Origin of the sequence: Photorhabdus heterorhabditis (genome assembly GCF_001280945.1) — a bacterium.
In the GTDB taxonomy this organism is placed as follows: domain Bacteria; phylum Pseudomonadota; class Gammaproteobacteria; order Enterobacterales; family Enterobacteriaceae; genus Photorhabdus; species Photorhabdus heterorhabditis.
This window is the reverse complement of record NZ_LJCS01000036.1, coordinates 35,433-47,907: the sequence shown is the minus strand read 5'-3', so window position 1 is coordinate 47,907 and position 12,475 is coordinate 35,433. Positions and strand designations below refer to the sequence as shown.

The window sequence follows — 12,475 nt, the reverse complement described above, 5'->3', positions numbered from 1 at the left end:
GGCATGGCTTAATATCACTGGTGGAACAGCAACGGCAGTTCCAGCGTTAACATGAACCGCCGTATGCGGAACCGCATGTACGGTGGTGTGAGAGGACGGCGGGAGTGATCCCGCCTCCTACTCGATCACAAAACTATTTAAGCAGGTGCATCATCAACATCAACTAGGAATTTTTGTCCAAAGTGTGCCACTGGTTGCCGTTTCTCGGGACTTTTCCAAACTCCTTGGAAACGCTCTGCATTACTGGCAGTATACCGCACAGTATGGCGAATATTGCTGTGTCCAAGATAGTCTTGTATCAGACGAGTGTCTGCTCCCCTGTCTGCAAGAGAAAAACCGCAGGCATGGCGCAGCATGTGTGGATGCGAATGAACAGAGATATTCGCTAACTTCCCTAGTTGTTTAATAATTTGATAGATACGCTGTCGTGTTAACGGCTTCCCCGAACGGGACAGAAATAACCAGTTGCTTTCTGCCCCTCTAAATGTTCTACGTACTTTGAGCCACGCTTGAATCGCATTGATTTCATATTCTAGGAGCGGCTGATTAGTACAAAGTCCACATTTTAAGCGCTGTACGTAAAGAGTTTTTGTTCCCAAATCTAGATCAGATAATCGTAAATGTCTGGCTTCGCTTACACGCAAACCGTGTATAAAACTCATATATACAAAACAATAATCCCGCTCCGGATTAGGCCCTTTTCTTGCCATTTCTAGCATTCGTTCTACTTCAAATTGCGTCAAATGTTTGCGTTGATCCATAATATAAGTTCCCCAAACCCCTGCCGAAATTAAATTCGGCAGGGGGAAAATAATGTTATACTGAGTAGCCGCGCACGCGTTCTAACGTGCGTAAGAATATCTCTAATTGATTGCCAGACATTGCCGGGATTCGTACAGACTGGCGTTTAGCGTGACGTTTTCTTAAATGTTTACTGAATGCGATGAGTCCAGATTGAGTCATAATTAACTCCGATTCATTTGTGAAAGCCATTGATTTAATAACTTTTCTACATCGGCTATATTAATATGAGATGGTACTTCTATATAAAATCGTCCTTGTGAGTCTTTGATGCAAATATCTTCCCCAATACTTTCAATATGTAATCCCTTGTAGTCAGCTCCCAGACCTAACGGAGCATCCCAATAATACGGACAATTTTTTCTAATTTTGGCTACATCATGTTCTAAAGCACCAGACAAACTTTTTTTACTGATGCTTGTTGTTTGTAATATTTCTTTAATAATTGATTTGTCATTCGTTTTTTCGGCAATATATACTAATCTGGCAACCACACTTTTATGATATTCACTCATGACATCTTCTTTCGTCTTGCCACTGTCACGTGATTTCAGAATTCCGTATTTTAATAAGTAGTATGTTTGTCCGATTATATTTTTTTCATTGATACTTGTTGCTGCATCATACATGTCACCGATTTTTTCAACTAAAGAGTGTTCTGCATCAGACTGAATTTTTCGGATGATGGTATTCGGATTAATACCTTGAAGTCTATAATCTTGATTATTCAATGTTGCTTTTTGAGTAATAACGCCGCAAAAAATATGGTTAATATCTTCATTCCAACCATCATCATTTGTACAGCGTCTATACACATTTATTTCATTATTTGCTGCTGTTATTGCTTCGTCATATGATGCATATATCTTAAGTCCAATTTCCGGGCTGTATGAAAAATACCCAACAGCTTCGCATGATCCGATAGCGGCATAATATTTAGATTTATATGTAGTGAATTGTTCTTGCAATTCTTCAATACTATCTGCTGTTTTACATAGAGCAACAGTAGTTGCGTTGTCATCATGATTAACTTTTTTTGCAAGTTCACAGAAATTATTAAATAACTCTTTTACTTTGTTAGCCATTACTTTACTCCTTCGTATTTTTATTTACTCAGAACGGTTGCCGCCGCTTTCTGAGTCTGTTTTGGTTAATAGTGATAACCAATGATTTAAGTATATTTAAAATCACTAATTTGTCAAATTTATGTCAAACTTAATTTTACATAAATTTGACAATTGTTAGGCATGGACTCAAATCCACAGTAGATTAGGAACTAAACAACAGAGCGGAGGTAAAATAAGTTGCGTCAGCAACTGGTTCGATTCTAAGACAGTTGGACTAGAGGAGCATTTAGTAATTGGGGTGGTGACCAGCTACCCGGTCACTACCCCTAATTGGTAGCTCTGGTAGGGTATGGAAGCTGTCAGGACTTGGCCGGGGGCCATTGCTGGGCAGCATGGAGCACACGCAGCACAACCACCGTACCACTGTCCTTGATGCGATAGACAATCACATAATTAGGCCGTACGACGATTTCACGTGTGCCACGCATGCGGCCGGGGCGGTACAGTTTAGGTTGCTGCACAGCGAGTTCGATTTTGGTATCAAAGTCTGCGTCAAGCTCAAGCGCGGCGTTGGGGTTGTTTTGTGCGATGTAATCAAAGATACGTTCCCGATCTGCTTCCGCGATCTTTCGCCAAATGATTTTCATGCGCGACCCTGTACAATGCGTTTACGCAAGGCTTCACGTTTGGCGGCAAATTTGGCCTTGACATCAGCGTGAGGGATACCAGGTCCCGTTTCGTCTATGGCTTGCTGCACTTGTTCACGAAACCACGCATCATATGCTGCGGCCTCGTGGGTACGCTTGAGCGCTTCGGCGCGATCTGGCCTTGAGGTATTGGGGGTGTCGGGGGAGTAGTTTGATGAATCTACGTCGAAGCGGGCAATGCCAATTTTTTTGAGGTAGGAAACCAGCGTCTCGAACTTGCGAAACAGCCGTACATTACGGCTGCGCTGTGCGGCCAGTTGTCGCTCATGCATTCCATAGCGCACCATCACGGCCCAGCCACCTGGCTGGCCTACGATGTGTGCTCCTCTGACGGCTCCGGCCTCCACAAGATGGGAAAGGGTGCCGTGGTCGATAGTTTCAGTCATGTTGTTACCTCGCAATTTCTGAATATTTCACAATAGGACTATTGTAATTTATAGTGCGAACTATAGTAAATTGCAAGGTATTTAATTATTAATTAACTCAATGGCTGAACATAACGCACGTTAGATGTAGCTTGAAGTGTTAAATAAAGTGAGTTTGATTTATACTAAGAGTGAGTATTTTACCCTTCGTAAAGTTTTAACTAGAAACCCGTACGTTGCCGCGTCGGATTTCTTCTCTATTTCAAAATGAAATAATTAGTAAAACGATAATTGACAATGATTTGACATGATGATGGATTTGAATATAATCCAGAATTTGTAAAGTACTTTAAGAGGTAAATGTGAAGATTAGACGTATTTCACAATCAGATTGGGATCTTATTTATCCAGCATTAGAACATTTGTCTATAAAAACCATTAAAACAGCACATGATATATTAGTGTGTGGCAAGACACTATCTGATGTGTCAAAAGAGCGCAATGTGACTCGACAGAATGTTCATGCTGCTGTAAAAAAAGTGACTACAATTATTGATGGACAAGAAATCAAGGGATTACAAGCCGTTAACGTTTGGTTGCCACCTGACATAGCTAAACAGGTCATAGAAATAGCCAAATATTATATGAAGAAAACAGAATAGCAAAATTGTCACTTAAAGTGAGCAATTGAGGCTTAACGTCGTCTAGCTACATTAAGATTGTTAAACGGGATATTAGGGATCGCCTCAGAATTCGGAAAATATAGCACTTTACATCAGTTGTTATTGTTGTAATGGTCTGAACTCTTTTGCGCTTGCGTCACACAATTTCCAATAAACTATATACATATGAAAGTATTTATCATTAATCTAGAAAAAGACACGCACAGACGAAAAAATATTCAGAAAGAAATTGAAAAATTTGAGTTATGTAATGTTGAATTCATGAATGCTGTTGATGGTTATGCAATGACTGATGAGCAACTCATGAATTCAGTATTTAACTACCCTGAGTGCCAATTAACAAAAGGTGAAGTCGGTTGTGCTTTAAGTCACTTAAAAATATATCGAAAAATTGTTGATGAAAAAATACCATTAACTCTTATTCTCGAAGATGACGCTTTGTTATCTCCAGAAATTAATGATACATTAAATGAAATAAAAAACTTAGATGATTGCTCCGCACCTAACATTTATTTATTGAATAAAGCTAAAAGTTATATAAAGAATAAAAAAATAGAATCAAAAAATCTTAATTTCTACTCTATTTACGAAGCTAGTTATGCTTATGGTTATGTTGTAAATTATCAGGCTGCTCAGAAATTGATTGAGAATATGTCACCAATTAGATTTGAGGTTGATATGTGGGGAATCTTTCGGATTCTTAATGTTGCTAACATTTATTGCCTGCCAAACCCTGTTATTTACAATGGAGATACGGCTTGTTTAACTTCATCAATTGAAGAAGATAGACAAAAAAATAATCGATTGAGGCCAAAACAACGCAGCAATGCGAAAAAAACTTATCGCTATTATCATCTTTACAAAATGAAAGAATTTTTGAATAAAAAATTTATATTTGATATTCAAAAAATATAGATAACAATAAAACTAATGTCCCATTATGGAGCATTTTTATGAGATTTTTCCTTTTCTTCATCGAAATTGGTAATAGTCGGCATCGAGCCGACACTACCAAACAAAGAGCGCGCAGCCTGCTATCTGGCACGCCATATGTGGCCTGATTTAGCGAATAGTCATGGTATTTTGCGCAGGGAAGTATCGATATGGCCGAAATTCGCTTGCTTGGCGAATCATGTCAAAGGAAGTCGCTTCGCTCCCTTTCTTATTCCTTTAGTAGATACCCTTTGTGGTGCATTCAGCCCACAAAGGCTTTGCGCCCGTCTGCGTTTGGCTCACGGCACAACGCCGTGACTCACAACCGTAACGGAGGAGATAAATTATGCCGAACTGGTGCGCTAATCGTTTGTATATTTCTGGCAATGAGGAACAAATCCGTCATGTTCGCGATTTGATGACAGGGAACGTGTATCCCCGCTGAGATCGTCACTGGCAACGCACTGACGATGCAGTTTAACCAAGTCAGATATACTCCTGCCTTTTATATCAATGGCTGGCGCGAGCGTCTGGCGTTCCGGCGACGCATCGAACGTATGCGAAAATTTTTACAATCAAAGGCTGCATAAGTTGGAGGGCAGGGAGAAATTCCTGTCTTTTTTATGCGCGGTCGGGCAGCGGCGGCATTGAGCCACCGCTGCCCGACGATAGCCCTGCTTGCAGCAGGCATTTTCCTGCGCTGTTCTCACTGGCCCGCAAGCTGGCCGATAAAACTGCCAGATAAATCTGGCTTCTTTCTGGTGTCTATCCTGATTTCTTGTTTCTGCACTGGATGTACTTCGCCGTGACAGACTTTGGCAGGGCCTGCCCACAAAACAAGGTAGGCTTTGCTGCCATCTTCATACGTTCGCGCGTGTTCCCTTTGGTCTCCCGCTTGCGCTGCGTCTTCGCTGGCACCCTTGTTTCGTGAGCTGATTGACCCTGCCGGTCTGTTGTCACAGCGCCAAACATCCCACGCTAGGCAAATCCTGAAAGGGATACACCAGAAAGAAACTAAAAGGAGAAACAGAATGATGCATATGTACCGTGGTTTTCGTCAGGCCAATATGCTCCGAAAAGAACGCCCATTGACTAATGATGAGCTTATGGCTGTTGTTCCAAGCATTTTTTCTGAAGAAAAACATGAGTCCCGTAGCGAACGTTATACCTATATTCCTACGATCATTTTGCTCGATAAACTTCGTAGCGAAGATTTTCAGCCTTTCTTTGCTTGCCAGACAAAAGTGAAGGACGAAGACCGCCGAGGTCATACCCGTCATATGCTGCGCCTGCGTCGTGATAGCTTCCGCGATACTGACGAAGTACCGGAAATTATTTTGCTCAATTCACATGACGGTTCGTCAAGCTATCAGATGATTCCTGGTATGTTTCGATTTGTCTGTCATAACGGTCTGGTCTGCGGCAAGACATTTGGTGACATTCGTGTTCCTCATAAAGGCGATGTTGTTGGTCAGGTGATCGAAGGGGCCTATGAGGTTCTCGGCTTTTTTGACAAGGTGATCGAATCGCGTGATGAGATGAAATCCATCACACTGGATGAAGACGAACAGCGCATTTATGCAAAACATGCACTTGGCTATAAATACGATGCATATGTGCCGGTGACACCTGAACAGGTGTTATTACCTAATCGACGTCAGGATGACAGAAATGATTTGTGGACGACTTATCAGCGTGTTCAGGAAAACTTGATCAAAGGCGGACTGATTGGAAGAACGGCGAAGGGACAGCGGACCCGTGCAGTTAATGGTATCACTGGTGACGTAAAGTTAAATAATGCGCTTTGGTCATTGGCTGAAGAAATGAAAGCACTTAAAAAGTGATGTCGTCACAGGGGGAATCATGAGTAAGAATATTGAATTTAAAAAATGTCTTGTTTGTTCGACAGGGCATATGACATCAGCTGATAACAGCTTACTTGAAAAACTGATAATCGATGAAAACTATTGGCTCTACTCATTCGAATATGGCTGGATTTTTAATTTGTTAGGAATTCGTAACAATATGAAGCATATAAAGAATCTTGGATTATCAAATGAACTGTATCGATTTGTCTTTAATATGTATCTGATTCATCACTGTGATTTGCTAATGTTTGACAGAGATGCTGATAGCATTGATGGTTATACCGTTTTTGATTGGTGAGTATTATTCATCCTGATCGTGCATAGAGCACGATCAGGATTAGTTTACATTAAAATTCTGTTTGCTGTCTGTTAGTCCTGATATCTTTTAATCTGGCTTCTAAAGTGTTTTATCTTGTGTAGAAGTACGGCGGATGACTTTCTTCTTATTGCCTTTTTGTGAACTCATAACGTCCTTTATTGCTCGCTCACTGACATTTATCTGACAGGTTTCAAGTGCAGATTTAATATCTTTAGCTGAGTATCCTTTTTTGGTTGCTAGCTTAAGTATCTGGGTTTTTAGGTTTTCAAGAACATCTTTCCCAGTCAGTCTTGTCTCAGTCAAGTCAGGCAACGCTTCGAGCTGATTTTTTGCCATCTCAATCTGTTCTTTTGTGTAGAAGGTGTTTGTCGCCATGTGCGAATTTCCTTGAACTAATTATGATTAGTTTGATGGCAATATTATATCTCAAATAGAAAATTTATTGCTATATAGCTCTTCCTTTCATGGTGTAATGACAAATCATGTTATGCAAGGCATAATAGACGAAAACTTGTTTAAAAGAAGGGACCAGATGTGTTTTGTAGCACCGCCTGCACGCAGTCATTGCTACAAAACTCTGGGTCAGGGCAAAGCCCCGACACCCCACGAGACTGCTATTGACGAAACCAAAGAGAAAACACACACAATGAGTAAAAGTGAAAGTCGGAACAGAACAGCCCTGCTTCCCAGTATTCGTTGTTTTCCAGAAGAGAAAGAAGCTGTCAGGATTAAGGCTGAAGCAGCAGGATTAAGTATCGGTGCTTTTATGTTGCGTAGTGCTCTCAGTCGTAGGATAGATGCAAGGTGTGATACTGAGTTAATTATGGAACTACGTCGTTTGGGGGGGCTTCAAAAACATTTGTTTAAAGAGGGCGGAGGAGTGCTAAGTAAAGAGTATTCTGAGGTTTTAGTTGCTATTCAGAAGGCCATTTTGAAAGTTGGTTTGGAGTGATTTTTTAACATGATTATTCGTATCCCGGAAAAGAGACGTGATGGTAAAAGTAGTTTTCTTCAACTTATTGCTTATTCCGTTATCCGTGATGAGGATAAACCTGATACACCAATTGATCCAGAGCATCCAGGCTGGCGTCGTCCTCGTTCTAAGGATGCGATCTTTAACCATTTAGTTAATTACATTAGCCGAAATGGTGAATCAGATATTCAACAAATCATGCATACAGATCTGAATGGATATACTCAGGTCTTGTTTGATGGTGTAATGTGCGAAACGAACTGTTTTAGCATTGCTACTGCGTCAGTAGAAATGAATGTTGTCGCGTTACAAAACATACGTTGTAAGGATCCTGTTTTTCATTATTTTCTGTCATGGCCAACAGAAGACAATCCATCAACAGAACAAATTTTCGAAAGCGTTCGTTACAGTTTAGGGACGCTTGGGATGGCTGAACACCAGTATGTCGCAGCCATTCATACGGATACCAATAATATTCATTGTCATATTGCGGTGAACCGTATTCATCCTGTGACGTATAAAACTGCAGATGATTCGTTTACTAAAATCCGTTTGCAACATACTGCCAGAGAGCTGGAACTTAAGTATAATTGGACGCATACGAACGGATTCTTTGTTGTTAACGAGGATAAAGAAATTGTACGTGCAAAACGTGATAATCAGCCTGTCCCTTCTGGAGCAAAAGCGCTTGAGTATTATGCGGATGTTGAGAGTCTTCATACTTATGCGACTACTGAATGTGGCTTCAAGATTGATGAGGCTATGTCAGATCCTAATATGTCCTGGAGTGATATTCATCGTATATTAGTTAAAGCTGGATTAGAGTTAAGACAAAAAGGGATAGGTCTGGCAGTATACTCCATTGATAATCCTGAATTGCCTCCGATCAAAGCAAGTAGCGTACATCCTGATTTGACATTGAATTGTCTTGAAAATGATCTTGGTCAATTTCAACCTCTGAATGAAGTGGGAACTTATACTAAAGATGATAGACATGTTGTGAAAGATGCTATTTTGCATGAGTTCCGTTATGAACCTACTCTGCATGCTCGCGATATAGGTGCTCGTTTGGAAAGAAGACTGGCAAGAGCTGTAGCAAGAGAGGATTTGAAAGCCCGTTATAGAGCTTATAAATCGGAATGGGTTAGACCAAAAATGGATAGAGAAGCGATTCGCTTACGTTATCAAAACGTATCTAAACGTTTTGCTTGGCAGAAAGCCCAGACTCGTATTGCTATCTCTGATCCGCTATTGCGTAAGCTGACATATCACATTATCGAAGTTGAGAGGATGAAAGCTATGGCCGCGTTGAGAATTGATCTTCGTAATGAGCGGATAGAGTTTAAGGCTGATCCTGCGAATCGTAGATTGTCATATCAGGAGTGGGTGTTGCAGCAAGCGTTGAAACAAGATCAGGCGGCGATTGCTCAATTACGCGGTTGGGCACATCGAATGAAAAGAGATGTCAGGACTGGTAAGATTTCACCCAATGCTATTATTTGTGCTGTAGCTGATGATACACCGACATTTAAACTTGAAGGCTATTCAGTGGCAGTAACTAAAGATGGAACTATACAATATTCCCGTGATGGTGTCGTTCAATTGCAGGATAAAGGTAGCTGCATTGAGATAGGAGATTACAATGCTAATGAAGGAGAACATATCGCTGGAGGGATGGCATTGGCTGAGAACAAAAGTGGTGAGTATCTGGTATTTTCTGGTGAACCTGCCTTTGTTAACCAAGCTTGTGACATGGTTGGGTGGTTTAATGAAGGTGGCGATAAACCATTGCCACTGACTGATCCACAGCAACGGACTATGGCAGGATATGATACTGGCTATCAGTCACAATCTACAGGTTTCCAACAGCAGAAATCTGAGGAAATTATATTGATAGAGCCAGAGAAAGCTAAACTGAACTCAGGTTATCGACCTAAGTAACGACAAGAAATTGCAAGGAAAAGCCGACCTTAAGTCGGCTGTTATCAGTCAGTTCATTTGCATTTTTCTTCGTTTCTCAAACTCAGGCTGGTAACACAGCCAAGCATTATGATCATTACCACAAAGCGTGCTAAATAATTCTATCAATCGGTTAAATAAAGCATCATGTTCAGCTAAATCGAATGATTCTGATGGTGAAATTGAGTGGAGCAATGTTCTACTTTCCTCAAGGATCCAGTCTATTTTTTCTTCGTTCAATAGCTGTTCGGATGATTGAGTCATAATTGTTATACCGCCGTTCTTAACATCGGTTGCTATCATGTTAAGCATTAACGTGCATAGTTTGACTAATTCAATATAACCCCGTCGATAGTTCTGGTTACTGTCACTCATACCTACGAGTCCTTAATAATTTGGGTCTAGGAGTTGGTTTTTTTGTAGTGTGCCACTATATTTCTAATTTCTTGCTGATAGATTGAAACTATTTGTAGTTTTACTACTACGGCATTTTTCAGCACTGCGTTTATCTGCACTGGATGTAAATTGAAGTTATCCCGTTTGCAGGGTGTGACCATCTCCAGAATTATTTTATAGTGCATTATAGCGTAACTGTTATTGAGTCGAACTGACACATTAACGTAGCAGTCAGACACTTTCTCCAGTATTTGCCAGTGTCTGAGCTATTTTTTTAGATACACGAATAGGTTTTGGTGGCGTTGGTATGGTTTGCCATTTCCGTTTGTTCTGGTGTAAGGTTTCTCTTGCTGCTTCAAACAGCAATATTCCACGTTGGACCGGTGTATAACTGATATCAGAGCGGTTATCTAGATCAAAAGCTACAGCGGCAACACGTTTAAGTACAGGATCCATAATACCCATCATTGCGGTAGTGGAAGAGGGCATACTCAGAAGTTGCAGAATCTCGTCAATTTCTTGTGTTGATGGTGGGAGTTTGCGCAGCAGATTTGGGTTCTGGGTAAAAAGATCTTCTTCTGTAGGGGATTGTACATCAATGAATCGATTGATACGCATCGGCAAAGTAGATGTCATTTTTTCATCATCGGGTATGTAAATTGCGTTACTTGGTATCAGAGCACTCTTAAATGAAATCATTCCTTCACCAGGATTTAAATCTTTTAAGTCAGAAAGGTCCAGACGGTCTTTTTCTCGGATATGGCTGCTGTTTGCGTCTTCATAATTTGGCATGAAGATACCGGGAGATTGTTCTACTGTACCAAGTTCGGAGTAATATGCTTTGCCGCCAGTTATCTTAGCTAATTCAAAAGTATCTTTTTCATCCTGTAGCGCCATAAACCACTTAGTGAGAAGGTTGGCATTGACTGTCATGTATTCGCCTTTATGTTCAGCGATGAATCTCTGAATATCTTGGGCTGATACTATCAACATATATCCGAGGCTACGCATTTGGCTCGCTAAGTTATCCATACCAGGGCCAAAGTAGGCACCTAATTCGTCCATGGTTATTGGGTATGGAAACTTGCCAGCATATTTTTTGACAATTAGTACATCATTAATCGTACCCTCAATTTCGCAACCTAGATCTCTGGCCATGGTCATGCGAATAGCAGAAATATATAATTTACCTATGTTCGCTGCTTCACCTTTTGAGAGTTCTAACGCAGGTATCATTGTTGTCAATATACGGTCATTATGTAGTATGTCTTCAATATCGACATCACCGGCATCGCGAGAAAACACATGACCATAAATGTCGTTAAACATAGTCAGCATACGGTTAAATTGCTGGATCAGGTAACCGTGCTGATCAAAGACACCTTGTTCCCATTCTGACGGGCGACTGATGAGTTCGATACGGAATCCTGCTAGTGTATTGAAGTAACTTTCCAGTGGGCTATAGGCTTCTTTATGCCAGTTATCTTTTTTCGCTTCCTGATAGAGTTTAGCTAGTTTTACTAAAGGCAAGTATTCCTGTATTACCGCTTGAGAGATTCTGCGATGTTCTCTCTTACATTTATAGTAGACAGCATATACAACAGCGGCTAGCATAGATTTAGCTTTGTCTTGCCAGCCTGCATCGCCACTTCCTGCTGTAGGTAACAGAGATTCCATCAATTGGATAATGAAAGTGGTATTTGCTGTACCAAACAGATTGATTGTGTTTGATTGTGGCCGTGTTTTATCATTCTTCAAAAGGGCTTCGAATTTATCAGTACCTCCAGTCATGAAGTTCAATACATAATAGTCATCCTCTCGTCCGAAACGACGAGCAAGCGACCACATGGCGAATGCTAATGTGTTCTGAGCTTTACCATCAGAGTAACAAATTCCTCGACCCCAACAGATTGCATTCAAAAAGATGGATAACAACGCTTCTGTTTTTCCCGAACCTGTAGTAGCCAAAAGTAACATATGTCGTAATGAGTCATCTAATGTTAACCACAACTCTCGAGCTAGAGATTTACCTCGCGCATATCCCAAACACATAATGCCAGCTGCAGACGTGTACTTACGTGTGCGTACCACATAACGGAACAGCCCTCCGACACCATTGCGCAATTTAGGTATTTCACGCTCTGTGGTTAAATCCATGCCTCCAATGTCTTTGGGCATACGTAATGGCATACGAAAAGGTTGATCACTAAATAAAACGATCAGGAGTAGTAATCCTGGGATGCTGAGTAATAAACTAACGGGATACAGCCAGCCAAAAATAAAGCTGGCAACCATTAGTATCTGTACTCCCAATGGAGATAGAAGTATGTCATTTATAAATATAAAGGTATAGCCGATTGGCCGGCGAACCCGGCTCGAATCGACCTCAACAGGTTTGGTCATC

The 12,475-nt window shown here is 40.9% G+C and carries 15 protein-coding genes; 7 read left to right on the top strand and 8 right to left on the bottom strand.

Annotated elements, in window-relative coordinates; all coding sequences use genetic code 11:
* Positions 1-137 precede the first annotated feature (137 nt).
* The 5 genes from AM629_RS13265 to AM629_RS13250 form a co-directional block, all read right to left on the bottom strand.
* Positions 138-761 (bottom strand): tyrosine-type DNA invertase, encoded by a 624-nt coding sequence (locus AM629_RS13265; protein WP_054479681.1) that lies wholly within the window; start codon positions 759-761, stop codon positions 138-140.
* 55 nt (positions 762-816) lie between these two features.
* Positions 817-963 carry a hypothetical protein gene (locus AM629_RS23970; RefSeq protein ID WP_161804231.1) on the bottom strand — a complete coding sequence of 49 codons (147 nt, stop codon included), beginning with the start codon at positions 961-963 and terminating at the stop codon, positions 817-819.
* A gap of 2 nt (positions 964-965) precedes the next feature.
* Positions 966-1,886 carry a hypothetical protein gene (locus AM629_RS13260; protein ID WP_054479680.1) on the bottom strand — a complete coding sequence of 307 codons (921 nt, stop codon included), beginning with the start codon at positions 1,884-1,886 and terminating at the stop codon, positions 966-968.
* A 341-nt stretch (positions 1,887-2,227) separates the two neighbouring features.
* The gene (locus AM629_RS13255) at positions 2,228-2,515 is read right to left on the bottom strand and encodes a type II toxin-antitoxin system RelE/ParE family toxin (RefSeq protein WP_054479678.1); all 288 of its coding nucleotides are present in this window, start codon (positions 2,513-2,515) and stop codon (positions 2,228-2,230) included.
* Positions 2,512-2,961, bottom strand: a complete 450-nt coding sequence (locus AM629_RS13250; protein WP_054479676.1) for a ParC-related protein — start codon at positions 2,959-2,961, stop codon at positions 2,512-2,514. The genes AM629_RS13255 and AM629_RS13250 overlap by 4 nt, the downstream gene beginning before the upstream one ends.
* Positions 2,962-3,302: 341 nt before the next feature.
* Here AM629_RS13250 and AM629_RS13245 point away from each other — a divergent pair, with 341 nt between their 5' ends.
* The 5 genes from AM629_RS13245 (at position 3,303) to AM629_RS13225 (ending at position 6,722) form a co-directional block, all read left to right on the top strand.
* On the top strand, positions 3,303-3,602 hold the full coding sequence (locus tag AM629_RS13245) for a TrfB-related DNA-binding protein (RefSeq protein WP_054479673.1): 300 nt from the start codon (positions 3,303-3,305) through the stop codon (positions 3,600-3,602).
* A 186-nt stretch (positions 3,603-3,788) separates the two neighbouring features.
* Positions 3,789-4,538: a glycosyltransferase family 25 protein gene (locus AM629_RS13240; protein WP_054479671.1), complete on the top strand. Its 750-nt coding sequence runs from the start codon at positions 3,789-3,791 to the stop codon at positions 4,536-4,538.
* A gap of 66 nt (positions 4,539-4,604) precedes the next feature.
* A complete protein-coding gene (locus AM629_RS23465; RefSeq protein ID WP_152912002.1) occupies positions 4,605-4,874 on the top strand; it encodes a hypothetical protein in 270 nt (89 codons plus the stop codon).
* 716 nt (positions 4,875-5,590) lie between these two features.
* Positions 5,591-6,400 (top strand): DUF932 domain-containing protein, encoded by an 810-nt coding sequence (locus AM629_RS13230; RefSeq protein WP_152912004.1) that lies wholly within the window; start codon positions 5,591-5,593, stop codon positions 6,398-6,400.
* A 19-nt stretch (positions 6,401-6,419) separates the two neighbouring features.
* The gene (locus AM629_RS13225) at positions 6,420-6,722 is read left to right on the top strand and encodes a DUF5983 family protein (RefSeq protein WP_054479665.1); all 303 of its coding nucleotides are present in this window, start codon (positions 6,420-6,422) and stop codon (positions 6,720-6,722) included.
* A gap of 99 nt (positions 6,723-6,821) precedes the next feature.
* Here AM629_RS13225 and AM629_RS13220 read toward each other — a convergent pair whose 3' ends face one another.
* Positions 6,822-7,118, bottom strand: coding sequence for a hypothetical protein (locus tag AM629_RS13220; RefSeq protein WP_054479663.1), 297 nt, complete (start codon positions 7,116-7,118; stop codon positions 6,822-6,824).
* Between the two features lie 271 nt (positions 7,119-7,389).
* Here AM629_RS13220 and mobA point away from each other — a divergent pair, with 271 nt between their 5' ends.
* Complete coding sequence (gene mobA / locus AM629_RS13215; RefSeq protein ID WP_054479690.1) at positions 7,390-7,695, top strand: plasmid mobilization protein MobA; 306 nt, start codon at positions 7,390-7,392, stop codon at positions 7,693-7,695.
* Between the two features lie 9 nt (positions 7,696-7,704).
* Entirely contained in the window at positions 7,705-9,657 is a 1,953-nt protein-coding gene (traI, locus tag AM629_RS13210) for a TraI/MobA(P) family conjugative relaxase (protein ID WP_054479660.1), read from the top strand.
* Positions 9,658-9,705: 48 nt separating this feature from the next.
* On the opposite strand, the gene AM629_RS13205 is transcribed toward traI, so the two are convergent.
* Positions 9,706-10,050, bottom strand: a complete 345-nt coding sequence (locus tag AM629_RS13205; protein ID WP_054479658.1) for a hypothetical protein — start codon at positions 10,048-10,050, stop codon at positions 9,706-9,708.
* A 252-nt stretch (positions 10,051-10,302) separates the two neighbouring features.
* The gene (gene trbC, locus AM629_RS13200) at positions 10,303-12,474 is read right to left on the bottom strand and encodes an F-type conjugative transfer protein TrbC (RefSeq protein WP_054479656.1); all 2,172 of its coding nucleotides are present in this window, start codon (positions 12,472-12,474) and stop codon (positions 10,303-10,305) included.
* Position 12,475: the final 1 nt, after the last annotated feature.